This is a genomic window from Micromonospora sp. bgisy143, assembly GCF_057708145.1.
The window spans coordinates 78,602-104,347 of record NZ_JBYIRN010000023.1 but is presented as its reverse complement, the minus strand read 5'-3'; the positions used below and the strand labels follow the sequence as shown (position 1 = coordinate 104,347).

Below are 25,746 nucleotides of genomic sequence, written 5' to 3'. Positions count from 1 at the left end.
CGGTGGCTATAACTTCATGATCAACCGGGCGCCAAGCGGGGGGTGGGGGGTTAGTCGCGTTCGATGAGGTGGCCGATGACCGTGGGGCCGAGCATCACGGCGAAGCCGCTGCCGTCGCGGCGGGGGTCCGCCGCCGGCAGTTCGACCGGCTCGCCGGTGGCGGTCGCGCCGACCGGGCGCGGTCCCACCCAGGCCACGGCGACGTCCGTCTCACCCTTGAGGAAGCGGTGGGCGCGCACGCCGCCGGTCGCCCGGCCCTTCGCCGGGTACGCCTGGAACGGCGTGACCTTGACCGTCGCCCCGGTGGAGGTGACCACCATCGGCTCACCGTGACCCGGGTCGTCGGTGCGTACCGCGCCGAAGAAGACCACCCGCGCCCCCGTCGGCAGGTTGATGCCGGCCATGCCACCGCCCTTGAGACCCTGCGGGCGGACCAGTCCGGCCGCGAAGCGCAGCAACGACGCCTCCGAGGTCACGAACGTCAACGTCTCGGTGCCGTCGGCCAGCCAGGTCGCCCCGACCACCTCGTCACCGTCGCGCAGACCGATCACCTCGAACTCGTCGGAGCGCACCGGCCACTCCGGGGCGCAGATCTTGACCACGCCCTGCCGGGTGCCCAACGCCAACCCGGGTGACGCCTCGGCGGTGCTGCCCAGCGGGGCCAGCCCGACCACGGTCTCCCCCGCCTCCAGCGGCACCAGCTCGGCGGCGGACATGCCACCGCGCAGCGACACCGTGCCGGCCTGCTCGGGCAGCACCGGCAGCGGCAGCACGTCGATCTTGAACGCGCGACCCGCGCTGGTGATCAGCAGCACCCGCCCCCGGGCCGTCGAGTGCACGATCGCGCGTACCGTGTCGTGCTTGACCCGGCCGTTGCGCCGACGCCCCTCGGCGCTCTCCTCCGACTCGGCCGCGGTCCGGGCGACCAGCCCGGTCGCGGAAAGGATCACCTGGCACGGGTCGTCGGCGACCTCCAGCGGGCCGGCCGGCGCGGACGCCGCCAACACCTCCTTCAGGTCACCGTCGACGAGCGTCGTACGCCGTTCGGCGCCGAACTGCTTGACCACGGCCGCCAGCTCGTCGGAGACCAGCTTCTTGAGCACGCGCTCGTCGTCCAGGATCGTGGACAGCTCGGCGATCTCGGCACGCAGCCGCTCCTGCTCGGCCTCCAGCTCGATCCGGTCGTACTTGGTCAGGCGGCGCAGCGGCGTGTCCAGGATGTAGGTGGCCTGGATGTCGGAGAGCCCGAACTGGCTCATCAGCCCGTCCTTGGCCGCCTGCGCGTCGTCGCTGCCCCGGATCAACCGGACCACCCGGTCGATGTCGAGCAGCGCGATCAGCAGACCGTCGACCAGGTGCAACCGCTCCTCGCGCTTGCGCCGGCGGTAGGCGCTGCGCCGGGTGACCACCTCGTACCGGTGGGCGAGGAAGACCTCCAACAGGGCCTTCAACCCGAGGGTACGGGGCTGACCGTCGACCAGCACGAGGTTGTTGACGCCGAAGGACTGCTCCAACGGTGTGAGCCGGTACAGGTCGGCGAGCAGCGCCTGCGGGTTGACCCCCACCTTGCACTCGATGACGAGGCGGGTGCCGCTCTCCCGGTCGGTGAGGTCCTTGACGTCGGCGATGCCGGTCAGCCGCTTGGTCTTGGTGACCTCGTTGGTGATCGCCGCGATGACCTTCTCCGCGCCGATCCCGTAGGGCAGCTCGACGACGGTGATCGCCTGACGACCCCGGCTGCCCTCGATCGGGCCGATCTCCACCTTGCCGCGCATGCGCACCACGCCGCGACCCGTCTCGTACGCGCGGCGCACCTCGTCCAGGCCGAGCAGCATGCCACCGGTGGGCAGGTCGGGCCCGGGAACGAACTCCATCAGCTTGTCCAGCGTGGCGTCCGGGTGGTTGATCAGCCAGCGGGCCGCCGAGACGACCTCGGCGAGGTTGTGCGGGATCATGTTGGTGGCCATCCCGACCGCGATCCCGGACGCGCCGTTGACCAGCAGGTTGGGAAAGGCCGCCGGCAGCACGGTCGGCTGGGTCAGCGACCCGTCGTAGTTGGGCTCGACGTCGACCGTGTCCTCGCCCAGCTCACCGACGAGCAGCATGGCCTCACGGGACATCCGCGCTTCCGTGTAACGGCTGGCAGCCGGGCCATCGTCTGGGGAACCAAAATTTCCATGTCCGTCGATGAGTGGCGCGTTGAGCGAGAAGTCCTGCGCGAGGCGGACCATCGCGTCGTAGATCGCCCCGTCGCCGTGCGGATGGTACTTACCCATGCAGTTGTGAACGACGCGTCCCTCAGCGACGAAGGCGTGTTCGTCGCTGCCCACCTGGATGTCGTACGTGACGTCGGGTGAAACTGCCTCAACGGAGGTGACCCGCAGGAACGAATTGCCGACCAACGCGTCGAGCCGAGCAGCGAGCGGTGAGCCGAGGCGGCGGAGTTTGCGGATCCAACCGTCCCGTACCGCCCGCTCCAACTGGAACGACCGGTCCGCGAGCGGGACGCCATTACGGTCCTTGCCGTAGCGCACCTTCGGTCCACCGCTGCCCGAGAGCGAGTCACGGAAGGCCTTTCCGTCCTGGTCCCGGAACCATCCGCCGCCCTGATGCGCTGCGGTGAACTCCGCGATGAGCGGCTCGTACGGCAACCGATCGTTGCCCTGCTTGCCGCCGTACTGGTAGCCGATCTCGGTGACCCGCTGCAAGCCGTCGTGCTTGTAGCCGATCCGTACCCAGGGCAGCAGCAACCGGGCAAGGTCCGCGGCGTCCCGCCCGCTGACCGAGAGACCAAGAAGTGGATTACCAGCGGAGGCACGACCACTGGTCCAGTGATGTCCATGCAGCCCAAGGTCGGCGAGCATGGCGTAGATCTGTCGTACCAGCACTTCGCTCGTGCTGACAAAGACAATTTCCCGGAAGCGCTTACGGACGTAACCGTCTCCGTCGAAAAAGCCAGCGAGGAACGGCACCCACGCCGAACGGTTCTCGACGATGTCGCGAGGTATGTACTTGTCCCGGCTGAGCGGCTCGGTCGCCTCCAGCAGGCCCTCGTGCCGGCTGAAGGTCAGGATGTGCTGATCGCGATGGAGGGGGTTACGCGCCTCGCGCTTACCTCGCGAAACATTCAATCCACTGGCGATGGCCCAGCCGTGAGCGACATCCAGCGGCTCGACGTCGCACATGTGGATTCGGACCCGACCGTCCGCCTCGCGAGACCGATGGACAGGAAAGCCTTCGGCCACCAACAACCCGCGCACGTAGTCATAGACGTCGCCGTCGGGAGTCGGCAGCGCGTTGCGACGACTGCCGTACGCCAACGTCAGTCGCCCCGAAAGGTCCTGAGCCTCCGTCCACCCAACCGAGAGGTCGTCGGCGACCACACGGAAGCGCTGGCCTGGCGTGACGAGCATCGTGTGCCCGTTGCTCCAGGTCACGCGTACGAGCTCGGACGTCGGATTCCGATAAACAGCAGTCACCGGCACGGAGGTCCCGTCGCCGTCGAGCACGAGGTCCCCGACTTCGATCTCCTCAATGGCCCGCAGACCGGTGGGCGTCGAGACGAGTGTGCCGGCGACGAAGCAGTCGCCCACGATGCGGGCGGACTTCACATGCCCTCGATCGGGGCGGTAGCCCTGCTCGTACATGGACCAGAGAATGCGCCGGTGTACGGGCTTGAGGCCGTCGCGGGCGTCCGGCAGCGCGCGGGAGTGGATGACCGAGAAGGCGTACTCCAGGTAGGAGTCGGAGACCTCGGTGACCAGCGGATTGTCGAAGACCCGGGCGCCGGCCTGGTCGAACGAGGAGAGGTCGACCTTGTTTTCCTTGCGGCGTGCCATGACTCAGCTCTCCACTCGAATGGAACGTCGGCTCATGCGTCGATCGCCTCACGGTCGACCCGGTCGGCGGAGTCGATGAGCCAGTTGCGGCGCGGCTCGACCTTCTCGCCCATCAGCAGTTCGAGGATGCGCTCGGCGGCGTCCACGTCGTCGAGGGTGATCCGTCGGACGGCCCGGGTGGCCGGGTTCATCGTGGTCTCCCACAGCTCGTCGGCGTCCATCTCACCGAGGCCCTTGAAGCGCGGGATGGGCGTGACGATCTGCTTGCCGGCCTTCTCCAGCTTGCGGACCGTCGTCTCCATCTCGGCCTGGGTGTAGGTGTAGATGGTCTGCGGGTTCCGCCCCTTGGTGGTGATCTTGTGCAGGGGCGGCATCGCGGCGTAGAGCCGGCCGGCCTCGATCAGTGGCCGCATGTAGCGGGCGAAGAGGGTGATCAGCAGCGTACGGATGTGCGCGCCGTCCACGTCGGCGTCGGCCATGATCAGTACGCGGCCGTAGCGCAGCGCGGAGAGGTCGAACGTCCGCCCCGACCCCGCGCCGAGCACCTGGACGATGGCCGCGCACTCGGCATTGTCCAGCACCTGCTGGAGGTTGGCCTTCTGCACGTTGAGGATCTTGCCCCGGATCGGCAGCAACGCCTGGTATTCCGAGGAACGGGCCATCCGGCTCGTGCCGAGGGCGCTGTCGCCCTCCACGATGAACAGCTCGCTGCGGTCGATGCCGGTCGCACGGCAGTCGACCAGCTTCGGCGGCATGGACGCGCCCTCCAGGGCGGTCTTGCGCCGGGCGGCGTCCTTCTGCTGCTTCTGGGTGAGCCGCACCCGGGCCGCGTCGACGATCTTCTGGAGGACGACGCGCGCCTCGGCCTTGGTGCGCCGGTCCTCCAGCCAGGACTTGACGTGCGCGTCCACCAGGCTCTGGATGACCTTGGTGATGCCGGTGGTGGACAGTTCGTCCTTGGTCTGCGAGGTGAACTGCGGCTCGGGGATCCGCACGTGCACCACGGCGGTCATCCCCTCCAGGACGTCGTCCAGGGTGGGCGGCTCCTCCTTGGCCTTGAGCAGGCCGCGGGTGTTGCGCACGGCATCGGCGAGGGTACGCACGAGAGCCCGTTCGAAGCCCTTGCGGTGGGTGCCGCCGTGGGCGTTGCGGATGGTGTTGGTGAAGCATTCGACGGTGCGCTCGTATCCGGTGCCCCAGCGGAACGCCACCTCGACCTCGGCGCGGCGCTGCACGTTCGACTGCATGACGCCGTTGGCGTCGGCGGCGTTCTCCCGGTACGTCCCCTCGCCGTTGACCAGCAGGGTGCCGGAGACCGGCCGGTCGCCGGCCGGCGCGAGGAACTCGACCATGTCGCTGAGCCCGTTGGGGTAGTGGAACCGCTCCTCGACGGGCGCCTCACCGGTCGCGTCGCGCAGCAGATAGGTCACGCCGGGGACCAGGAACGCGGTGTTGCGCAGCTTCATCCGGACCGCGTCGACGTCCAGCGTCGCGCCGGTCTCGAAGTAGCGGGCGTCGTGCCACCAGCGGATCGACGTGCCGGTGCGTTGGCCGCGCTTCATCGCCCCGGTCACCTGCAGGCCCGGCCCGGCGGTGAAGGGTGCGTCCGGCCCGGCACCGTCGAAGATCCCCGGTACGCCGTGCCGGAAGGACATCGAGTGGACCTTGCCGCCGCGGCGGACGGTGACGTCGAACCGGCGGGACAGCGCGTTGACGGCGGAGGCGCCGACGCCGTGCAGGCCGCCGGAGGTCTTGTAGCCGGAGCCGCCGAACTTGCCGCCCGCGTGCAGCCGGGTCAGCACCAGCTCGACGCCGGAGATGCCGGACTTGGCGTGCACGTCGGTGGGGATGCCCCGACCGTCGTCGTCGACCTGCACCGAGCCGTCGGCGTGCAGCGTCACCTCGACGTTTGTGGCGTGGCCGGCGACGCCCTCGTCGGTGGAGTTGTCGAGGATCTCGTTGACGAGGTGACCCACGCCACGGCTGTCGGTGGAACCGATGTACATGCCGGGCCGCTTACGGACGGCGTCCAGCCCCTCGAGGTGGGTGAGGTCATCGGCCCCGTACAGGGTGTCAGGCTCTGCGGTCAACTGGTCGTACTCCCCGGTCTCGGCGATGTGGTGCCGTCCCGACGTCGGTCGGCCGGCGCGCCGCAGCGAGCCTAGCCCGAGACTGAGACAACTCCCGGAGGACCTACGCGACCCGCCGTGCTCGACCCGGTGAACGTGAGCCACCGAACAGCCGCGTCGTGAGCGCGGGATCACGCAGAGACACCCACGTCGGTACGATCCGTCAATCGGGGGACGACGGACGCGGGGAGGCGGTCGGCGTGGACCAGACGGCACGCGAGTCCCTGCGGCGCTCGCTCGGCACGCGGGCCCGCCGTTGGCTGCTCGCGGGCACGCTCCTGGCGGGGCTGCTCACCGCCGTGGCGCTCGTCGCGGCGGCGGCGCCCGCCGACCGGACGTTCGTCGACCTGTCGGGGACGGTCCAGAGCCTGATGTCGGTGGGAACGCCGCTGTTCGGCATCCTGCTCGTGCACGACCCGCGCCGGACGTCCGCCGGAGTCGTCCCGACCGTGCTCGGGGTGCTGCTGCCGGCCGTCGTGATCGGGGTGGCCGGCGTGGTGATCTGCGCGGCGACCCTGGCCCTGAGCCCGGCCGACGGGGCGGCTGACCCGTGGCGGCACGTCGGCACGGTCGCGGTGGGCGGTGTGCTGGTGCAGATCGTCGCCGGGCTGGTGGGCACCGGCCTGGGGCTGCTGCTGCGCTCGCGGGTGGTCGCGTTCCTCGCCACGATCGTCCTTCCGCTGGGGCTGTTCGGGGTGTTGGAGGCCGTGCCCGCGCTGCGTCCGGCGCAGCCGTGGCTCACCCCGTTCGGCGGCGTGCGCAACCTGCTCTCCGGCGAGATGAGCGTGCTGCGGTGGGCGCAGTGGTTGTGCGTACTCCTGATCTGGGGTGTTGGTCTGAACGCGCTCGGCGCGGCCGTGCGCGGCCGGCGCGAGGGCGACGTCGGCGTGCCCGCCGTGAAGGACGCCTGACGCCCGGGCGCCCGGCGCCTCCACAGTGGTGTGACCTCGCGCCGTCGCGTACCGCTGCGCGCCGCAACCCACGTGTCGATCGTCGAAAGATTCTGTTACGGGCCATTGACGCCCGTTGCACAGGGGTGATCTGATCGCGCTCTCAGAGAATCTTTCATCTTTCGATGGATGGGGGCCCCATGCCCAGGTTCCGCCGCACCGCGCTCGCCGCGGCACTCACGATCGTCACAGCCGCGCTGTCGACCGCCGTCGCGCTGCCCGCCCCCGCGACCGCCGCGTTGCCCACCGCCGCCGTGGCGCTCGGCGACAGCTTCATCAGCGGGGAGGGCGCCGGGGCGTACACCCCGGTGGTCGACGCCAACGGGGTCACCCAGGGCTTCCCCGGCTGGACGGCGCCGAACAACAACGCGTTCTTCTGCCACCGGTCGGCGAACGCCTCGCTGAACCAGGCGAACCTGCCGGGCATCCAGAACCGGTTCAACCTCGCCTGCTCCGGCGGCCAGCCGCACGACATCGCCAACGCCTCCCAGGCACGGGCCAACGGCCGTACGGTGGCCGCGCAGCTCGACCAGCTCCGCGCCGTCGCGCAGACCCAGGACATCGACCTGGTGCTGATCGGCCTCGGGTCCAACAACAGCTCGTTCACCTTCGGCAGCGTCGCGGAGACGTGCGCCAACCGGTTCATCGCCGACGCCTGGACCGGCTGGTGGGAGTTCTGGGCGTACCTCAACGGGCCGGTCGAGCAGAAGCCGTGCAGCGACGCCGACCTGGCCACCGCCGCGCAGCTCAGCGCCGCCACCGCGGAGACCACCGCCGCCGTACGCCAGATCCTCACCACCCTCGACCAGGTGGACGCGGACGGACAGCACCGGGTGGTGTTCCAGGACTACACCAACCCGCTGCCGCTGGACCTGAACGCCGTGTTCCACGAGGAGGACGGGCGCGACGACACCCGGGACAAGTTCCGTGACCTCGGCGCCGAGCGGTACGCGGCCGGCTGCCCGATCCACCGGGCCAGCCTCGCCCCGGGACACCGCTTCTCCCAGGGTCTCGGCGGCATCGTGAAGTCCACCCGGGACACCCTGGCCGCCGAGTTCCCCAACGACGACCTGGTCTACCTGAACGTGCAGCGGGCCTTCGACGGGGCGCGGCTGTGCGAGACGACGTCCAGCCCGACCGGCGCGCTGGCCACCCCGATCCGGCTCCAGGACGGCGCGACCGGCACCTTCGTGACCAGCCTCGCCGGCAAGGACAAGATCGCCATCCAGCGGATCGCCAACACCTGCGTCAGTTACTTCCAGACCTGCCAGGAGTCGTGGCACCCGAACGCCACCGGGCACCAGGTGCTCGGCCAGTGCCTCGCCGGCGCCGCCGTCACCGCCGCCCGCGCGGTGTCCTGTGTCCGCGCCAGCAACGGGTCGATCTCGGTCTCCTGACCGGTTTCACCACCGGAGGCCCCGCTCGTCCGGCGGGGCCTCCGTCGTGTCCGATCACTCCTGCGGCTCCACCGGTGTCCGGTCGCCGTCCCGCTCCACCTGGATCTGCCCGTGGTCCTTGCGGGGCGCGACCTCGGCCGTGGTGCGGTGCGGATCGTTGTCCGGATGCATGAGCACCGCGTCGGTCTTCGGGGTCTTCTCGCGGACCTCGTCCGGCTGCGACATGCCGTTCCCCTCTCCGTCGGTCTCGACCGGGATCTACCCGCCGCCGCGCCGACGACTCCTGCCGGACGCGGTTCGTGGTCCCGACGCCCGAATGTCCCCGTCGCGGGGAACGACCGGCGGACGACGGGGTTAGCCGTCCGGGCGACGGGTAAGCCGCGTCGCCCGACACGGCGGAAGGGGATCACATGTCCGAACGACACACCGCACTGCGCTCGATGCACGATCTGGGTCTGGCGGCCTGGTTCGGCGGCTCCCTCATGGGTGCCTTCGGCGTCAACGGCGCAGCGGCGAAGATCAACGACTCGACCCAGCGGCTCCCGGTCGCGTCGGCCGGATGGTCGAAGTGGACACCGGTCAACGCGGCCGCGATCGGCGCCCACCTGGCCGGAGCGGTCGGCGAACTGGTCACCGAGAGCCCGCGGGTGGCGGCCCAACGCGGAGTGGGCCGGGCCAGTGCCCTCAAGACCGCGTTGACGATCGGCGCACTCGCGGTCACCGGCTACAGCCGGTTGGTCGGCATGCGGTTGGAGAAGGCGGGCGGACCGCCGGTGAGCGGCGCCACCGAACCCAACCACCAGACACCGGCCAGCGTCGCCTCCTCGCAGCGACAGATGAAGCTGCTCCAGTGGGCGATCCCGGCGCTGACCGGGTCGCTGGTCGTGGTCACCGCGTACATGGGTGAGCAGCAGAAGCCCGGTCAGGTGCTGCGCGGCATCCTCAGCCGTACCGGCGGGATGCGCAGCGCCCCGGCGGGCCTGGCCAAGGTCGGCATGGGCATGGGCAAGCGACAGATGGCCATGGCCGGACGCTGAGCGGCGGGCCGGCCGGGGTTCCGGCGGACCGTCGACGGCGGAACGCCGGCCGGCCCGGCGCGGCGCGCGGCAGGCGGGGTGGGCACGAAGCACTCCGGCACCGGAGCAGCGGCCCGCCCCGCGCCGGCGCCAGGTGGACAGGACCGGCCCGGGGACGGGCATCCGTCCGTCAACAGCGGCGGACCGACCGAGCGAGGTGGCCATGACGGCACACGAGGGACGCGGCGGTGACCGGCTCGAGCCGGAGGCGACCAACCCGTGGGGAACCGGCGACGACTTCGACGCCGACGCGCCCTGGGGCACCGGCGACGACTCGCCGCTGGACGAGGGCAGCGAGGAGACGGCGGTGCCCGAGGGGCGGCGCGGTGAACGACGCGCGGGCGCCCCGGCCGGGCGGAGCGGGCCGGCCGGACGGCACGGCTTCGGCTCGGTCGAGCCGACCCGCACCACCATGGCGGGGCCGGGTGCGCCGCCCGATCCGGCGCCCAGCGGGCGGACCTTCCCCGACGAGGCGGACGTCACCGAGCGGTCCGAGGACGCCCTGCGCAGCCGGGGTCGGCGCTCCTGAACACCGACGCGGCCCGGTGGCCGCTGCGGCATCGACCGCAGCGACGTCGTGGCCGCCGTCAACGCCCGCGCGCAGGCGGGCGACGGCCGGTCAGCCGGGCGTCACCGCGACGGTCTGACCGTCGGACGGCCGACGCGGCCCGAGGGGCACCCGCGTCTGGCCGAGCATGGTCTCGGCGAGCAGTTGCGCCAGCCGGGTGGCGTCCCGCTGGGCCTGCCCGGCGCAGCAGTTGTTGAACAGCACGTGCAGCTCGTCGACGTCGTCGGCCATCCCGGCCAGCCGTTCGGCCCAGTCGCGCAGTTCCTGCTCGGCGTACGCGTAGCGGAACTTGTCCTGCTTGTCGCCGTCGCGCCACGCGTCGCTGTGGCCGTGGAAGCGGACGATCGCCGGCTCCGCCGTACGCGCCAGGATCGGCGGCACCGACGACGGATGCCCCTGCGGCATGTCCACACAGACCAGTGAGAGGTCGTACGCGCGCAGCAGGTCCAGGGTGGCGGTGGTGGCGTCCTCGTCGAACCAGGACCCGTGCCGCACCTCCACCGCCACGCGCCAGGGTCGGCACCGCTGGGCCAGCTCCACGATGCGCCGTTCGGCGGCGGCGCCGCGGGCCAGCCAGGGCGGGAACTGCAGGAGTACCGTGCCCAACTTGCCCGCGGCCGCGATCGGGGCCAGCGCCGCCCGGAAACGGACCCACAGCTCGTCGTACGCCTGCTCGGACAGGTCGCGGCGGCGGATCCGGCCGGGGCCGGCGGTCGGCCGCAGGTCGCGCGGCAGCGCGGCGACCGGCGTGGGGTGCCCGGTGAAGAGGCTGAACGCCTTGACGTCGAAGGTGAAGTCGTCCGGCGTCGCGTCGACCCAGGCCTGTGTCGTCTCCGGCACCGGCACGGCGTAGTAGGAGGTGTCCACCTCGACGAGCGGGAACCGGCCGGCGTAGAAGGCCAGCCGGCCGGCCGGCGTGTTGGCCGAGCGGGGATACCAGCCGGAGCGCAGCAACGACTGGTCGGCCCAGGACGACGTGCCCACCTTGATGACACCCATGTCATTCAGTGGACAGTCCCGCACCCCGATCGGCAACCGCTGACGCCCGATGCCCTCGTCGTGTCCGACCCGGAACTGTCGGTGCCCGGTCCTAGGCTGGCGGCCGACGGACTTCGAGAAAGGGCGACACCATGACCAGCACCGCGCAGCTCACCGGGGAACGCGCCGACCTGCTGCAGACGCTGCGCCGGCACCGCGGCTTCCTCCTCCAGACCGTCGACGGCCTGACCGACGAGCAGGCCGCCACCCGCAGCACCGTGAGCGAGCTCTGCCTCGGCGGGCTGATCAAGCACGTCGCGAGCACCGAGGAGCGGTGGATGCTGTTCGCCGTCGGTGGTGCCGAGGAGATGCAGCGGGCCGAGATCGACTGGGTCGGCCAGTTCCAGATGACGCCGGGCGAGACGCTGGCCGAGCTGGTCGAGCGGTTCCAGGCGGTGGCCACGCGCACCGACGAGCTGATCGCCACCCTCGACCTGGACACGGCCCACCCGCTGCCGCAGGCACCCTGGTTCGAGCCGGGTGCGAGTTGGACGGTGCGTCGGGTACTGCTGCACCTGATCGCCGAGACCTCCCAGCACGCCGGGCACGCCGACATCCTTCGGGAGGCGATCGACGGGGCGAAGACCATGGGCTGAGCTCCGGGTCCGGTGGTCGCCGGCCCGCGCTCCCGTCGTGTTCCTCGCCGCCTGCCGGGGCGGATGTGACATCGCCCGACCAGGCGGCGCTGAGGGACACGAGATGAACACGGACCGGATCAGCGGCGAGACCGCCGAGCTGCTGCTCGGTGGTCTGCCCGTCGCCGAGTCCACCGGCACGCGTCCGGTCGTGCTGCTGCTGACCGCGGTCCGCGCCGCCGCCCGGCCCGGCGAACTGGCCGGTCTGGGCCTCGCCGTGCAGGGCTTCCGCCACGTCCAGGCGCAACGCCACAGTGCTCCCCCGGCCCAGCGGGACACGCCCGTGGAAAGAGACGCGACGGCTGCTGATCTCAGGACCGGAACGGGGACGTCGGGTCCCTGACCGGCCGGGTGGACCGCTCGCCGGCGTACGCGTCGGTGCGGCCCCACCGCCCCGGGACGCCGAGCAGGTCGACCCGCCCGAAACCCGCGGGCAGCGCCGGCCTGACCAGCAGGTCCTCACCGGTGGGCCGCAGACCCAACAGGGTGCCCAACAACATCAGCAGCGCCCCCGAGGACCACGACTGCGGACGCCCTGCCGACGGCAACTGGACCGGATACTTCGTCAGACTCCGCTCGTAACCGGCGATCACCTCCGGCACCGCCCCGCCGAGCGTCTGGGCCAGGTCGAAGATGCCGTTCGCGATCCGGGCCGCGTGCGCGTCGAAGCGGTAGTGCCGCAGCCCGGCCGCGATCAGGGCGTTGTCCGACGGCCACACCGCACCCAACTGCGATCCCACCGGGTTGTACGGCCGCTGGCCGGCGGCGAACGTCCGCACCCCCCAGCCGTTGAAGAGCCGGGGCCCGACCAGGTGCTCGGCGATCGCTTCGGCGCGATCGTCCGGGACGATCCCGCTCCACAGCAGGTGCCCGATGTTCGAGGACAGGGCGTCGACCGGTTCGCCGTACGGGTCCAGTGCCAGCGCGTAGTACTCCCGGCCCGGCAGCCAGAAGTCCCGGTTGAACCGCTCCTTGAGCGCCGTGGCCTCCTCATCGAGGCGGTCGGCGTACTTCGGGTCGCCCCAGAACTCGCGGGCCAGCCGGGCGCCGCGCCGCTTCGCGTCGTACGCGTAGCCCTGCAACTCGCAGGTGGCGCGGGGGAAGTCGGGCAGCCGCCCGGACGCGTCGATGATCGCGTCCGTGGCGTCCTTCCAGGACTGGTTGACCGGGCCGACGCGCTCGTTGCGGCGCTGGTACCGCACGTAGCCGTCCCCGGTCATGTCGCCGTACTCGTCGATCCAGTCCAACGCCATCCGGGCCGGTTGGCGCAGCTCGCGCACGAGTTCGGCGTCACCGGACCAGCGCTCGTACTCGTCGAGCAGCACCACGAACAGTGGGGTGACGTCCGCGGCGGCGTAGTACACCGCGCTCGGTCGCTCGCCGAAGACGCTCGACTCGCCGTAGCGCAGCTCGGCCACGATCTTGCCGGGCTCCTCCTCGCGTTCGTCGTCCAGGTGCCCGCCCTGCAGCAGGGCCAGCATCCGCAGCGTGGCCGGGGTCAGCTCCGGAGTGAACGCCAGCGTCTCCAGGCAGGTGATGATGCTGTCCCGGCCCAGGAAGGCCATCGACCACGGCAGGCCCGCGACCGGTACGCGCTCGGCGGTCGACAGTGGCCGGTACCGCAGCGCGGCCAGGTCGGCGAGGCTTCCCCGGTACATCTCCTCCAAGCCTTCGCGCTCGGCCACCAACCGCGGCGCCCGGTCCAGCCAGGCCGCCAGGTCCTCCCGCATCCCGGTGCGCACGGCCTGCTGGTGCGCCTGCAGGCTCTCCCGCATGTCCTGGCCGCCCTCGCCGACGATGGTCAGGACGACGTGCAGGTCGGTGTCCCACTGCCCGTGCGGGGCGACGCGGATCTTGAACGTCATCCCGCCCTCGTCGACGTCGGCCGCGGCGGTGCTGCTGATCGTCGTCTCCCGGACGAACCGCTGCCGCTCGTAGCGCAGGGTGAGCCGTTGGCGCGCGGCGTCGACGTCGACCCGTACGTCCCGCCGCCGCAGGTTTCCGATCTCGCAGATGTCGGCGAAGTCGCTGCCCATCTCCACGCGTACGGTGAGTTCGGCCGGCTGCGGCGAGTGGTTGAGCACGGTGATCTTCTCGTGGAAGCACTCGTGGATCGAGCGGTGCCGGATGATCGACACGTCGGCGTCGACGTAGTGGCTCGCGGCGCCGGGCACCAGGAAGAACCGGGTCTCGAAGTACGTCATGTCGTCGCGGGAGAGGGCGTCGATCCGCTCACCGTCGACGGTGAGCACCCAGTGCGAGAGGAAGCGGGTGTCGAACGCGAAGAGGCCGACCGGCGCCTGCGGATCCACCTCGACGTCACCCTGGGCGTCGCTGATGGCGAACACGTTGCCGGCGAGGACGTGCACGAGTTCCTGCCTCATGGCCGGTCGTCCCGCCCGCCGGATGCCGCCGGCCCGCCCGGCGCGCTCCGCCGGGCCAACGCCGCCCGCCCCAGCTCGCGCGGGTGCCGGGCGCCCTTCGGGCCGGGCAGGACGCGCCGCAGCACCAGCAGCAGCCGCATGTCGCCCCGCAGGGTCAGCTCGTTGCGCAAAAGCGCCGTCCCCGGGGGCAGGTCACCGCTGACCAGCTCGTCGAAGATCGCGCGGGACGCGCGGACGACCAGGTCCGCGTCGTCGGCCGAGCGGGTGACCTTGATGTGCTGGTCCGCCACGGTCAGGTACCAGTGCTCGGTGTACCCGTCGTCGCGCAGGTCCAGCCGCAGCGTGCCGGTGGTCGTCTCGGGCAGGTCGAAACGCCGACCCGTGTCCAACTGCTCCAGGTAGCTCGTCGCCGTCGTGCCCATCACATCCCCTCCCGCGTCCCCGCAGGATCACCCGGGTCCGGGTGAGCGGTCCTCACCCGGACCGGGTGAACGCCCCGCGATCTTGCACTTTCGGTGGCGACATATCAGTCGGGAGAACGCGAATCGACAGCAGAAACTGCAAGATCGCGAGAGGACTCGTTTGGTGCGCGGTGCCGTGGGCAGGCAGCTACGGCAGGACGGCGACGGGGAGGGATCGACATGCGGGCACTGCGGCTGCGGGAGTGGCGGTCGACACCGGAGCTGGTCGAGGTCCCCGAACCGACGCCCGGCCCGGGTCAGGTGGTGGTACGGATCGGGGGCGCGGGCGCCTGCCACTCGGATCTGCACCTGATGGACGAGTTCGAGCCGGGCGCGATGCCGTGGAATCCGCCGTTCACCCTCGGGCACGAGAACGCCGGCTGGGTACACACACTCGGCGACGGGGTGTCCGGGTTGACGGTGGGACAGCCCGTGGCCGTGTTCGGTTCGTGGGGGTGCGGCACCTGCGCCCGGTGCCGCGTCGGCATCGACCCGTACTGCGAGAACCCGGCCGGCGCGCCGGTGCCGAGCGGGGGTGGTGGGCTGGGCCTGGACGGTGGAATGGCCGAGTACGAGCTGGTCCCGGACGCGCGGCATCTCGTACCGCTGCCGGACGGGCTCGATCCGGTGCACGCCGCCCCGCTGACCGACGCGGGTCTCACCCCGTACCACGCCATCCGGCGATCCTGGTCGAAACTGCCGCCGGGCAGCACCGCCGTCGTGATCGGCGTCGGCGGACTGGGACACGTCGGCGTGCAGGTCCTCAAGGCGACGACGGCCGCCCGGGTCGTCGCCGTGGACACCCGCGCCGAGGCGCTGGACCTGGCGCGGGAGTGCGGCGCCGACCACACGGTGACGCCGGGGCCCGAGGCCACCGAGGAGATCCGGCGGGTCACCGGCGGGCGGGGCGCCGACGTGGTGCTGGACTTCGTCGGCAGCGACGCCACCCTGACGCTCGGCGCGGCGGTGGCCCGCACCGTGGGTGACCTGACGATCGTGGGCATCGGCGGCGGCACCCTGGGAGTCTCGTTCTTCTCCGTGCCGTACGAGGTGAGCATCGCGACCACCTACTGGGGAAGCCGGCCCGAGTTGGTGGAGGTGCTCGACCTCGGCGCTCGGGGCCTGGTCCGCCCGAAGATCACCACGTTCGCGCTGGAGGACGCCCTCGACGCGTACCGCCAGATGCGCGACGGGACGCTCGAAGGCCGGGCCGTGATCGTGCCGTGAGTCCGGCGGACGCCGGACGTCAGCCGCGCTCGAGCAGGCCCCGCACGTAGGCCGCCTGGCCGGCGTGCTGCGCGTCGTCGTCGGCGATGCTGACCAGCCGCACGCCGAGGCTGACCGGCGGGTCCCACGACTCGTCGACGATGCGGTCCAGGTCCGCCGGGCGCAAGCCGGCGAGGAACTTTCGGGTACGCGCCGAGACCGCGTCGAAGTAGTCGACCAGCGCCTGCGCGCTCTCCGGCCGGACCCCGGCGACCTGGGCGGGCGTGTGACCGTAGCCGGTGTCGTGCGGGTCGGCGACGAGCCCGAACCGCCCCGGCCAGTCGCCGGTGGTCCAGAGCTGCTCGGCGTCGAGCAGCTCGGCGACGTGGTGGTCCTGGACACGGGTCAGGTGCCAGACCAGCCAGCCGATCGAGTTGGCGCCCTCGCCGGGCGACCAGCGCAGCTGCTCCGGCGTGAGGCCGTCGACCGCCGTGCGGACGAGGTCGGGCAGCCGGTCGTACGTCTCGGTCAGCAGGTCACTCACGTCCACGGGCACGCCTCCTGGTCGGTTCTGGATCACCGTACCGCCGGCCTCCGACAGCCGAACCCCGACCGCTACCGTGATCATGTGGTTGCGGCGCTGGAGCTGTATCTGGACCCGGACGCCACCCGGCGGATCCGGGTGCTGTGGGACGCCCTGGAGGCCGAGGGCGTGCAGAGCATGCGTTCCCTGCTGCAGCAGCGCCACCGCCCGCACGTGTCCCTCGCGGTGGCGCCCCGCTTCGACCCCGAGCAGGTCGCCGAGGCGCTGCGCGGAACGGTCGTGGCGGCCCCGCTGCGCCTCGACTTCCAGCACGCCGGGCAGTTCGTCGGCCGGGTGCTCTGGCTCGGCCCGACGCCGACGGCGGAACTGCTGGCGCATCACCGGTTGGTGCACGGCCGGCTCGCCGCCGCCGGCATCGGGCTGGTTGAGCACTACCAGCCGGGACGCTGGGTGCCGCACTGCACGCTGTCCATGCGGGTACCGAACGCGCTGATGGCCGCCGCGGTACGCCGCTGCCTGGAGGTGCTGCCGCTGGCGGCGACCGTGGTCGGCGCGGCGCTCACCGACCACGCCCGCGGCATCGCCCACCCGCTGCCCTAGGCAGGTTCGGCCCCTCAGGAAAGGGTGTGCTGGCCCGCCTTGATCACCTGGTCGTACTCGCTGCGGCGGGCGTCGTAGGCGGGCTCCAGAAACGCCTCCGAGTCGGGTCCCACCGGCAGCCGCAGGGGCGGCAGGTCCAACTGCCCGAGCCGCCAGACCACGTCGGCGAAGAGTTCCGGAGAGTTGATCTCCGCCTTGGTGTTCATGCCCTGTAGCGCGCCGAGCAGGCCCTCGCTGACCGGCAGGTAGTCCGGGATGCGGTTCTCCGGCATCACCAGATTGTTGCTGTAATCGGTGGCGAAGCCGCCCGGTTGCAGGATGGTCACCTTCACCCCGAGGTGTCCGGCCTCGGCGGCCAGCGACTCGGCCGCCCCCTCCAGCGCGAACTTGCTCGCGGTGTAGGCGGCGAGCCCCGGGAAGGGCACCGTGCCGGAGACCGAGCTGACGAAGACGGCATGCCCGCCGCCCTGCGCCCGCCAGACCGGCAGCACCGCACGGGTGAGCCGCCACGGCCCGAACACATTGGTGTCGAACTGCGCGGCGATCTCCGCGTCGGACACCTCCTCGAAGGTGCCGAACTGTCCGTAGGCCGCGTTGTTGACCAGGACGTCGATGCCGCCGAAGGCGTTCACCGCCCGCTCGACCGCGGCCGCGCACTGCTCCGCATCCCGTACGTCCAGGGCGACGGCCAGCACGTTGTCCGGATGCCGGGTCACCAGCGCGTCAAGGGTTTCCGGCCGCCGGGCCGTCGCCACGACCTGCTCGCCCTCGGCAGCCAGCCGGGCCGCGAGAGCATGACCGAGTCCACTCGAACACCCCGTGATCAACCAACGCTTTGTCATGTCCCTCGATCCGCCCTTTCCGGTGTGTCACTTGGCGATTGCAGAGTGTCAAAGGCGGTGGATCTGGTGAAGGGCATCGAACGTCGCCAAACTGATTCGTCAGATATTCGCCAGAGCGCTCTCGCGGCGAGTTGTCCGGTTTGGCGGGCGTGCAGTCGGGAAACCGAAAACCAGGGGTGCGGACCCGGCCCGACGTGGGATGGTTCGACGTGGATGCCGTACCGGTGGCGACCCGCACGCGCGGGCCGCCCGGCCGGGCGCGCGGGGCGCACCGCACCGCCCGCGGCGGCTTCGACGAGGAGAGGCAGGGCCCATGCAGGCTCAGCGCAGGCCACCGCGGAACGAGCGGAGCCAGACGAAGCACGACCGTACCGGCGGTGGCATGACCGGCGCCGCCACCCCGCTGACCATCTGGGCCGCCGCCGTGCTGCTCGGGCGCATCGGCGCCGGCGACGACGACCTCGAGGACGAGCGGCACATCCTGCGCGGCATCGAGTGAGCCGCGGCGTCGGATGAGCGTCGCTCACAGCCAGCCGCGGCGCTTGAAGACCAGGTAGAGGGTGCCGCAGACCAGCAGCATGAGCAGGAGCGCGAACAGGTAGCCGAAGCGCCAGTTCAGTTCGGGCATGTGCACGAAGTTCATCCCGTACACCGTGCCGATCAGGGTCGGGGCGAACAGGATCGCGGCCCACGAGGAGACCTTCTTCAACTCCTCGTTCTGCGCGTAGCTGGCCGCCGTGAGGCTGCGCATCTCCTCGTTCTGCTGCTGCGAGACGAGGGTGGCGTTGACGGTGAGGATGTTCTGCAACAGGTGCCGGAAACCGTCCACCCGCTCCACCACCTGGGTGAGGTGGTCGGTGACGTCCCGCAGGTAGCGACGCAACTCCTCGTCGGTGCCGTAGCTGCCGGCGCCGGCCGCCAGTGCGTCGAGCATGGCGAGCAGCGGGCGGGCGGCGCGTTGGAACTCGATGACCTCCCGACTGAGCCCGTAGATGCGCCGGCTGGCGTTCGGGTCGCCGCCGAACACCTGGGTCTCGATCTCGTCGATGTCGTTCTCCAACCCGGCGACCACCGGCGCGTACCCGTCCACGACCTGGTCCAGAACCGCGTACAACACCGCCTCGGGGCCCCGGGCCAGCATCGGCGCGTCGGCCTCCATGCGACGTCGCACCGCGGCCAGGTCGGGTGCCTCCCCGTGCCGGACCGTGACCACGAAGCCGGGGCCGATGAACAGGTGCAGCTCGGAGAACTCGACCTCCTCGCGCAGGTCGTCGTAGCGGGCGGCGCGCAGCACCACGAAGAGGGTGTGCCCGTACCGTTCCAGCTTGGGCCGCTGGTGGGCGTTGATCGCGTCCTCCACCGCCAGGTCGTGCAGCCGGAACTCGCGCGCCAGCGAGGAGATTTGGTCGATGTCCGGCCGGTACAACCCGATCCAGGCCATCGCGTGGTCCTGCGTCTGGAGGCAGGCGTATGTCTCGGCGAGACCGGCCGGTGAGGCGAACCGGTGTCCCCGGATGTAGACGGCGCTGTCCACGAGGCCGCCCGCGGACGGGCTCCCCGGCTGCGGCGGCGTGACCGCCCCGACCCGCGTCTCGTGCTCGTCGAGCCGGCGGCCGAAGCCGTCGCCCCGGCGGAAGCGGCGGCCACCGACCACGAGCCCGCTCCCCTCCCGGCGCTGCCCGGCCCGGGGTTCGGGACGGGGGCGCTGCTTCCCCGGTGCGTGCGACCCGAAACCCGGGCCCGTCCGGTGCTCCGGGCGGGCAGGTTCCGCACACCGCCGGACGGAGGTCGACCACACGGCGGATACTCGCGGTGACCACGGGCGGGACGGGGGTGACGCCGGTGCGGGTGAACAGGCGGGCCGGCCGGCGGACCGACCGGGTACGGCGCTGGCTGCTCGCCGACGGATCGCGGCAGCCCACGCCGCAGGGCCTGCACGCCCACCCACAGGAGGACCGGCACCACCCGTGGTGGCGGGTGATGTGCCTGACCGGCGTGGACTACTTCTCGACGCTGGGCTACCAGCCGGGCATCGCGGCACTGGCGGCCGGAGCGCTCTCCCCGGTGGCGACACTGGTGCTGGTGCTGGTGACGCTGCTGGGCGCACTGCCGGTCTACCGGCGGGTGGCGGTGGAGAGCCCGCACGGCGAGGGCTCGATCGCGATGCTCGTACGCCTGCTCAGCTACTGGCCGGGCAAGCTGTTCGTGCTGGTGCTGCTGGGCTTCGCCGCGACGGACTTCATCATCACCATCACGCTGTCCGCCGCCGACGCGACCGCCCACATCGACGAGAACCCGTTCCTGCCCAGCGCCCTCAAGGGACACGAGGTGGCGGTCACGCTGCTGCTGGTGGCCCTGCTCGGCGCGGTGTTCCTCAAGGGTTTCGGCGAGGCCATCGGGATCGCCGTCGTGCTGGTGGCGGTCTACCTGTCACTGAACGCGGTGGTGATCGGCGACGCGCTGTGGCGGGTGGTGAGCCACCCGAGCGCGGTCGGGGACTGGAGCACCGCGTTGCGGACCGGGCACGGTGATCCGCTGCTGGTGGTCGGATTGTCCCTGCTGGTGTTCCCGAAGCTGGCGCTGGGCCTGTCCGGTTTCGAGACCGGGGTGGCGGTGATGCCGCACATCCGGGGGGACCGCCAGGACTCCGAGGACCGGCCGCTGGGCCGCATCCGGGGTGCGCGGCGGCTGCTCACCACCGCCGCCGCGACGATGAGCGTCTTCCTGATCACCAGCAGCGTGACCACCACCGTGCTGATCCCGCCCGAGGCCTTCCGGCCGGGCGGGGCCGCCAACGGCCGGGCGCTGGCCTACCTGGCGCACCAGCACCTGGGCGAGGTGTTCGGCACCGTCTACGACCTCTCCACCATCGCGATCCTCTGGTTCGCGGGGGCGTCCGCGATGGCCGGGCTGCTCAACCTCGTACCCCGGTATCTGCCCCGCTACGGCATGGCGCCGACCTGGGCGCGCGCGGTCCGGCCGCTGGTGCTGGTGTTCACCGGGGTGGCGTTCCTGATCACGGTCGTCTTCTCCGCCAGCGTCGACGCGCAGGGCGGCGCGTACGCCACCGGGGTGCTGGTGTTGATCACCTCGGCGGCGACGGCGGTGACCCTCGCGGCGCGGCGGCGACGGCAGCGCGGGCGCATGGTCGCGTTCGGTGCCATCGCGGTGGTGTTCGTCTACACCACCGTGGCGAACGTGGCGGAGCGTCCCGACGGTGTGAAGATCGCCGCTTGTTTCATCGGCGCGATGATCCTGGTGTCGGCGCTGTCGCGGGTGCTGCGGGCGTTCGAGCTGCGGGTCGACCACGTCGAGCTGGACGAGCTGGCGGGCGCGCTGGTCGATGAGCGCGCCGCGCGCCGGATCCGCCTGGTCGCGCACGAGCCGGAGCGCCGCGACCTCGCGGAGTACCGCGACAAGCTGGCCCAGACCATGGCGGACAACGACTTCCCCGACGACAGCGACGTGATCTTCGTCGAGGTCCGGGTCACCGACCCGTCGGACTTCGAGACCGGGTTGCTGGTGCGCGGCAGCGTGGCGCACGACCGTTTCCCGGTGCTCAGCCTGGCCAGCTCCTCGGTGCCCAACGCGCTGGCCGCGCTGCTGCTGGAGATCCGCGATCGCAGCGCGCGACGCCCCCACATCTACTTCGAGTGGACCGAGGGCGGCCCGGCCCGCAACGTGCTGCGGTACCTGGCGTTCGGGCAGGGCGAGATCGCCTCGGTGACCCGGGAGATCCTGCGCCGTCAGGAGCCGGACCAGACCCGCCGACCGCACGTGCACGCCGGTTGACCCACTCAGCGAGCGCCGGTCACCGTCGGTGAGCGTGGTCATATCGGCTGGACGACCGACCGGTGGCTGCTGCTAGCCTCGGCGCAGGTCATGAGCGCCAGCGCGAAGCCCCGGCTCGCTGGCCGGCAACCCTCCTCCGCGGTGGGGTGCCCCGGGTGAAGACCAGGCACCGGCAGGACGTCGATGCAAGCGTGGCCTGGCACCCAGGTCAGCACCAAGACCCGGGAGACCGTATGCACATCCTCAGCCCCACAGCACCGGCCATCCGCCGTACGCCGGCCCTGACCCGGCGTCGCCACGTGGACCTGATGCGAATGCGCAGCGCGGCGTGTACCGCCGCCTGAAGCGCTAAACCCCTCCCCCCCTGCTCACCGCCCCACCCACGCGACCTCTCGCGTTGATCATGAAGTTGTTGTCCGTCCGACCGGCGTGTCGTGGCAACAACTTCATGATCAACGGGGTCGACGCCACCCTTTTTGGAGAATTCTGTGCGTATTTCTGTTGGTTTGAGGATTGTTGCGGCCGCTGCTGTGGTTGTCGGCGGGTTGAGCGCCTGCGGCAGCGACGGCGGCGGGTCGGCCGGCGCTGCCGGGAACCCGTACGGTCTGGCGCAGGCGGGCGTGCTGCGGGCCGGCACGCTGACCGACGCCCCACCGAACGTGTACCTCAAGGACGGTAAGTTCACCGGCTTCGACAACGACCTGCTGACCGCCGTGGCCGGCAAGCTCGGCCTGAAGGTCGAGTTCGTCGGCACCGACTTCTCCGCGCTGCTGTCCCAGGTCAACAACCACAAGTTCGACGTCGGCAGTTCCTCGATCACCATCACCGAGGCGCGCAGGAAGACCGTCGACTTCGGCAACGGGTACGACTTCGGCTACTTCGGGCTGGACGTGCCGGCCGGCTCGCCGATCAAGGGATTCGACCAGCTCGCCGGCAAGCGGGTCGTGGTGGTGCAGGGCACCGTCCAGGACGACTACGCCACCGGCAAGCAGCTCGACCCGGTCCGCGTGCCGGACTACAACGGCGCGATCAACCAGCTCAAGGCGGGCACCGCCGACGCGTGGATCGCCCCGGCGGAGATCGGCGAGAAGTCCGCCGCCGACAGCAACGGCAAGATCACCGTGGCGGCAAAGCAGCTCAGCCCGGCGCCGACCGCGTACGCCGTCGCCAAGGGCAGCGACAAGCTGCGCGAGGCGCTGAACAGGGCCCTCGACGAGGTCATCGCCGACGGCACCTGGAACCGGTTGCAGGCCCAGTACTACCCGGGCCGCCCGATCCCGGCCGACTTCAAGCCGGGCAGCGGGGCGGTGGCGCCGGCCGTGTCGGCGTCGTCCGCGTCCTGACCTGGTGACGAGCGAGCAGGGCGGTAAGAGAGGCGAACGATGGATCCGCTGAGCACCCTGTGGGAGACGTTCTTCGACGTCGACGCGATGCGCGAGGCGCTGCCCGAGATGCTGACCGTCGGGCTGCCCAACACGCTGATCCTGGCGGTCTCCGCCGCCCTGCTCGGCACGGTGCTGGGTCTGCTGCTGGCCGTGGCCGGCATCTCCCGCAGCCGGTGGCTGCGCTGGCCGGCGCGCGTCTACACCGACGTGTTCCGGGGGCTGCCGGCCGCGGCGACGATCCTGCTGATCGGCGTCGGCCTGGCCCCGCTCGGCATGCGGGTGTGGGGGCCGGACCCGTACCCGTTGGGCATCCTCGCGCTGTCGCTGATCGCCGCCGCGTACATCGGTGAGATCTTCCGCGCCGGCATCCAGTCGGTGGAGGCCGCCCAGTTGGAGGGTGCGCGGGCGCTCGGCTTCTCCTGGACCGACGCGATGCGGCTGGTGATCATCCCGCAGGGCATCCGGCGGGTGCTGCCCGCCTGGGTCAACCAGCTCATCGCGTTGATCAAGGACTCCAGCCTGGTCTACTTCCTCGGCCTGGTGGCCAGCCAACGCGAGCTGTTCCGGATCGGGCAGGACTACGCGGCCACCACTGGGAACGAGTCCGCGCTGCTGCTGGCGGGTCTGTTCTACCTGGCGCTGACCGTCCCGCTGACCCACCTCGTCAACTGGATCGACCGGCGGCTGCGCGACGGCCGGAGCACCGCCGCGCCGGACCAGGACGACGACCCGGTGCTGTTCACGGCCACGGAAGGAGACCTGCGATGACCACCGCCACGACCACCTCGGTCAGCCTGCGGGCACACGACGTCCACCTGGCCTTCGGGGCGAACCGCGTGCTGCGCGGCGTCGACCTGGACGTGCCCCGGGGCGCGACGGCGTGCGTGATCGGACCGTCCGGCTCGGGCAAGTCCACTCTGCTGCGGACGCTCAACCGCCTCATCGAGCCCGACCGTGGCGACGTGCTGCTGGACGGGCGCAGCGTGCTGCGGGACGACCCGGACGCGCTGCGCCAGCGGGTGGGCATGGTGTTCCAGCAGTTCAACCTCTTCCCGCACATGAGCGTGCTGCGCAACATCACGCTGGCGCTGCGCCGGCTGCGGGGGCTCGGCCAGGACGAGGCGGTCCAGGTCGCCCGCGCGCAGCTGGAGCTGGTGGGACTCGCCGGCAAGGCCGACGCCCGGCCCGCGCAGCTCTCCGGCGGTCAGCAGCAGCGGGTGGCGATCGCCCGCGCGCTGGCGCTGCGACCCGAGGTGATGCTCTTCGACGAGGCCACCTCGGCGCTCGACCCGGAGCTGGTCAAGGGGGTGCTCGGGGTGATGGCCGACCTGTCCGCCGCCGGGATGACCATGGTGGTGGTCACCCACGAGATGGGCTTCGCCCGGCAGGTCGCCGACGCGGTGGCCTTCATGGACCGGGGCGTGGTGCTGGAGGCCGGCCCGCCGGAGCGGATCTTCGAGGGGGCCGAGCATCCCCGGCTGCGTCGCTTCCTGGCCCAGGTGCTCTGAGGGGCGGCGCTCAGCCCGCCTGGTGACTCAGGTGCGCGGCGAACGCCTTCAGGTCGCCGAGCAGTTCCAGGATGGCGTTGCGGTAGGCGACCGACGCCCACAGGTGCAGCTCCTCGTCGTCCAGCCCACCGAACGCGTGCGACAGGGCCTTGCGGCGACGCCGGTCGAGCACCTTGTGCGGACGCGCGAGCAGGTCACCCTCGCGCCGCAACGCTTGGAGGTAGGCGGCCACCGCCTCCTGGTAGTGCCGCCCGGCGACCCGTTCCAGCAGGGTGAACTCGAAGACGTTCAACGCCGCCTCGGAATCCCAGTAGGCGCTGTCCCGTACCGGCGCGCTCGCCATGTGCCGGCCCATGGCGTGCCGGGCCTCGTAGAGGAGCAGCACACCCCGACCGGTGGTGCTCAGCGGCCGGCGTGGGACCGGCAACCGCAGCGTCCGCACCGGCGCGGCGGCGGTCAGGTCAACCGCGCCGGCGTACGTCGGCATGCGCTGCGTCGTCGACGCCGGTTCGGGCAGCAGGCAGGCCAGTTCCTGGTACGGGACCGGACCGCCGGCCGGCAGGGCGCGTACCGTCGCCTCGTGCAGGTCGCCGAGCGACCGGTCGTCCGGGGCGCCCCCGGGCGGCAGCGTGAGCACGAGACCGTTGGCGCCGGGCACCGACACCCCCAGCACGCAGGAGTTGCGCAGGAACGCCCAGGTCGCCGCCGCCTCGCGGATGCCGCTCGCCACCGCCTGCGCGTCCGCGCGCCAGTCCTGGGCGATCCGTAGCCGCTGTGCCAGGTCGGCCGCCGCCGCGCCGTCGTGCGGATACAGCTCCCGTACCGCCCGGGGCAGTGCCCCGAGGTGCAGCGCCAACGGGTCGCCGGTGGGTGGGGGCACGGCGTGCCTCGGGCAGTCGGCGGCGGAGTGCGGGTCGCCGTCGACCGCGTGGCAGTCACCCAGCCAGCTCGCCCCCGCTGACCCCGTCGGACGGGCGAACGCCAGGTGGGGCAGCCGGCCGGTACGCAGGACCGTCTCGTACTGCGGGCGGGCCCGGCCGGCCCGCAGCACGTCCAGTGGCAGTACGGGCGCGAGCGTCGCCACGGCGGCGAGGACGACGCAGTGCGGGCAGGCGTCGCGGACCCGGTAACGGCGCAGGTGGTCCACCCCGGGCTGCTCCCACTGGACGCCGACGACGGCATCCTCCTGGGCCATCAGGTAGAGGAACCGGGTGGCGACCCGCTCGCGGGTGACCGAGGCCAACTCGTCGAGGAACTGCCGCTCGGTGACCACCCGCGGCTCGGCCGCGCTCGCATCGGTGGTCATGGGTACCCCCTCAGCGACCGAGCACATCGACGAACGCCGAAACCGCCTCCACCGTACCCGCCGACGAACCGCCCGGACGCCCCGGT

General features: G+C 71.5%; 23 protein-coding genes, 2 pseudogenes and 1 riboswitch. Of the genes and pseudogenes, 13 read left to right on the top strand and 12 right to left on the bottom strand.

From position 1 onward, the window contains the following. Positions 1–50: 50 nt before the first annotated feature. From AC3EN4_RS24095 to AC3EN4_RS24080, 4 genes and pseudogenes are all read right to left on the bottom strand, one after another. A complete protein-coding gene (locus AC3EN4_RS24095; protein WP_435207990.1) occupies positions 51–2,534 on the bottom strand; it encodes a DNA topoisomerase (ATP-hydrolyzing) in 2,484 nt (827 codons plus the stop codon). A gap of 270 nt (positions 2,535–2,804) precedes the next feature. Then, positions 2,805–3,593: pseudogene (locus AC3EN4_RS24090) on the bottom strand (LAGLIDADG family homing endonuclease); the annotation flags it as partial. Next, positions 3,585–3,839, bottom strand: a pseudogene (locus AC3EN4_RS24085) (DNA gyrase subunit A); the annotation flags it as partial. The pseudogenes AC3EN4_RS24085 and AC3EN4_RS24090, both read right to left, overlap by 9 nt. Before the next feature lie 32 nt (positions 3,840–3,871). After that, the gene (locus AC3EN4_RS24080) at positions 3,872–5,929 is read right to left on the bottom strand and encodes a DNA gyrase/topoisomerase IV subunit B (RefSeq protein WP_435207979.1); all 2,058 of its coding nucleotides are present in this window, start codon (positions 5,927–5,929) and stop codon (positions 3,872–3,874) included. A 239-nt stretch (positions 5,930–6,168) separates the two neighbouring features. Between AC3EN4_RS24080 and AC3EN4_RS24075 the strand changes: the two genes are divergently transcribed. Together AC3EN4_RS24075 and AC3EN4_RS24070 are read left to right on the top strand one after the other, a co-directional pair. Then, complete coding sequence (locus AC3EN4_RS24075) at positions 6,169–6,879, top strand: hypothetical protein (protein WP_435207977.1); 711 nt, start codon at positions 6,169–6,171, stop codon at positions 6,877–6,879. Between the two features lie 179 nt (positions 6,880–7,058). Continuing rightward, entirely contained in the window at positions 7,059–8,315 is a 1,257-nt protein-coding gene (locus AC3EN4_RS24070) for an SGNH/GDSL hydrolase family protein (RefSeq protein WP_422739334.1), read from the top strand. A 54-nt stretch (positions 8,316–8,369) separates the two neighbouring features. Here the strand turns inward: AC3EN4_RS24070 and AC3EN4_RS24065 are convergent, their stop codons facing one another. Beyond that, positions 8,370–8,540: a hypothetical protein gene (locus AC3EN4_RS24065; protein ID WP_422739333.1), complete on the bottom strand. Its 171-nt coding sequence runs from the start codon at positions 8,538–8,540 to the stop codon at positions 8,370–8,372. 185 nt (positions 8,541–8,725) lie between these two features. Between AC3EN4_RS24065 and AC3EN4_RS24060 the strand changes: the two genes are divergently transcribed. After that, positions 8,726–9,352 (top strand): hypothetical protein, encoded by a 627-nt coding sequence (locus AC3EN4_RS24060; protein ID WP_435207975.1) that lies wholly within the window; start codon positions 8,726–8,728, stop codon positions 9,350–9,352. A 202-nt stretch (positions 9,353–9,554) separates the two neighbouring features. Then, positions 9,555–9,920, top strand: coding sequence for a hypothetical protein (locus AC3EN4_RS24055; protein WP_435207974.1), 366 nt, complete (start codon positions 9,555–9,557; stop codon positions 9,918–9,920). Positions 9,921–10,010: 90 nt separating this feature from the next. Here the strand turns inward: AC3EN4_RS24055 and AC3EN4_RS24050 are convergent, their stop codons facing one another. Continuing rightward, positions 10,011–10,958: a DUF72 domain-containing protein gene (locus AC3EN4_RS24050; RefSeq protein ID WP_435207973.1), complete on the bottom strand. Its 948-nt coding sequence runs from the start codon at positions 10,956–10,958 to the stop codon at positions 10,011–10,013. Between the two features lie 131 nt (positions 10,959–11,089). On the opposite strand from AC3EN4_RS24050, the gene AC3EN4_RS24045 reads away from it, so the two are divergent. Next, positions 11,090–11,593, top strand: coding sequence for a DinB family protein (locus AC3EN4_RS24045; protein WP_435207971.1), 504 nt, complete (start codon positions 11,090–11,092; stop codon positions 11,591–11,593). A gap of 103 nt (positions 11,594–11,696) precedes the next feature. Further along, on the top strand, positions 11,697–11,975 hold the full coding sequence (locus tag AC3EN4_RS24040) for a hypothetical protein (RefSeq protein ID WP_435207969.1): 279 nt from the start codon (positions 11,697–11,699) through the stop codon (positions 11,973–11,975). Here the strand turns inward: AC3EN4_RS24040 and AC3EN4_RS24035 are convergent. Both AC3EN4_RS24035 and AC3EN4_RS24030 read right to left on the bottom strand, forming a co-directional pair. Beyond that, positions 11,944–14,016: an amylo-alpha-1,6-glucosidase gene (locus AC3EN4_RS24035; protein ID WP_435207968.1), complete on the bottom strand. Its 2,073-nt coding sequence runs from the start codon at positions 14,014–14,016 to the stop codon at positions 11,944–11,946. The two genes, AC3EN4_RS24040 and AC3EN4_RS24035, sit on opposite strands and share 32 nt — an antisense overlap. After that, positions 14,013–14,438, bottom strand: coding sequence for an SCP2 sterol-binding domain-containing protein (locus AC3EN4_RS24030; RefSeq protein ID WP_435207967.1), 426 nt, complete (start codon positions 14,436–14,438; stop codon positions 14,013–14,015). The genes AC3EN4_RS24035 and AC3EN4_RS24030 overlap by 4 nt, the downstream gene beginning before the upstream one ends. A gap of 219 nt (positions 14,439–14,657) precedes the next feature. Here AC3EN4_RS24030 and AC3EN4_RS24025 point away from each other — a divergent pair, with 219 nt between their 5' ends. Next, entirely contained in the window at positions 14,658–15,704 is a 1,047-nt protein-coding gene (locus tag AC3EN4_RS24025; protein WP_435207966.1) for an NAD(P)-dependent alcohol dehydrogenase, read from the top strand. A 19-nt stretch (positions 15,705–15,723) separates the two neighbouring features. Here the strand turns inward: AC3EN4_RS24025 and AC3EN4_RS24020 are convergent, their stop codons facing one another. After that, on the bottom strand, positions 15,724–16,233 hold the full coding sequence (locus tag AC3EN4_RS24020) for a mycothiol transferase (RefSeq protein WP_422739324.1): 510 nt from the start codon (positions 16,231–16,233) through the stop codon (positions 15,724–15,726). 78 nt (positions 16,234–16,311) lie between these two features. Between AC3EN4_RS24020 and AC3EN4_RS24015 the strand changes: the two genes are divergently transcribed. After that, entirely contained in the window at positions 16,312–16,827 is a 516-nt protein-coding gene (locus tag AC3EN4_RS24015; RefSeq protein ID WP_435207964.1) for a 2'-5' RNA ligase family protein, read from the top strand. Between the two features lie 14 nt (positions 16,828–16,841). Here AC3EN4_RS24015 and AC3EN4_RS24010 read toward each other — a convergent pair whose 3' ends face one another. Continuing rightward, entirely contained in the window at positions 16,842–17,669 is an 828-nt protein-coding gene (locus AC3EN4_RS24010; protein ID WP_435207962.1) for an SDR family oxidoreductase, read from the bottom strand. A gap of 313 nt (positions 17,670–17,982) precedes the next feature. Between AC3EN4_RS24010 and AC3EN4_RS24005 the strand changes: the two genes are divergently transcribed. Then, positions 17,983–18,168: a hypothetical protein gene (locus AC3EN4_RS24005; RefSeq protein ID WP_421475576.1), complete on the top strand. Its 186-nt coding sequence runs from the start codon at positions 17,983–17,985 to the stop codon at positions 18,166–18,168. 24 nt (positions 18,169–18,192) lie between these two features. Here the strand turns inward: AC3EN4_RS24005 and corA are convergent, their stop codons facing one another. Next, positions 18,193–19,323, bottom strand: a complete 1,131-nt coding sequence (corA, locus tag AC3EN4_RS24000) for a magnesium/cobalt transporter CorA (protein WP_435207960.1) — start codon at positions 19,321–19,323, stop codon at positions 18,193–18,195. A 188-nt stretch (positions 19,324–19,511) separates the two neighbouring features. Here corA and AC3EN4_RS23995 point away from each other — a divergent pair, with 188 nt between their 5' ends. The 4 genes from AC3EN4_RS23995 to AC3EN4_RS23980 all read left to right on the top strand — a co-directional run bounded on the left by AC3EN4_RS23995 (position 19,512) and on the right by AC3EN4_RS23980 (position 24,354). Then, entirely contained in the window at positions 19,512–21,461 is a 1,950-nt protein-coding gene (locus AC3EN4_RS23995; RefSeq protein ID WP_435207958.1) for an APC family permease, read from the top strand. An 86-nt stretch (positions 21,462–21,547) separates the two neighbouring features. Next, a riboswitch (SAM riboswitch) is annotated at positions 21,548–21,659 on the top strand. Positions 21,660–21,967: 308 nt separating this feature from the next. Next, complete coding sequence (locus tag AC3EN4_RS23990; RefSeq protein ID WP_435207956.1) at positions 21,968–22,804, top strand: ABC transporter substrate-binding protein; 837 nt, start codon at positions 21,968–21,970, stop codon at positions 22,802–22,804. Between the two features lie 39 nt (positions 22,805–22,843). Further along, entirely contained in the window at positions 22,844–23,614 is a 771-nt protein-coding gene (locus AC3EN4_RS23985; protein ID WP_435207954.1) for an amino acid ABC transporter permease, read from the top strand. Next, positions 23,611–24,354 (top strand): amino acid ABC transporter ATP-binding protein, encoded by a 744-nt coding sequence (locus AC3EN4_RS23980; RefSeq protein WP_435207952.1) that lies wholly within the window; start codon positions 23,611–23,613, stop codon positions 24,352–24,354. The genes AC3EN4_RS23985 and AC3EN4_RS23980 overlap by 4 nt, the downstream gene beginning before the upstream one ends. Before the next feature lie 10 nt (positions 24,355–24,364). Here the strand turns inward: AC3EN4_RS23980 and AC3EN4_RS23975 are convergent, their stop codons facing one another. Continuing rightward, entirely contained in the window at positions 24,365–25,660 is a 1,296-nt protein-coding gene (locus tag AC3EN4_RS23975) for a hypothetical protein (protein WP_435207950.1), read from the bottom strand. Positions 25,661–25,746: the final 86 nt, after the last annotated feature.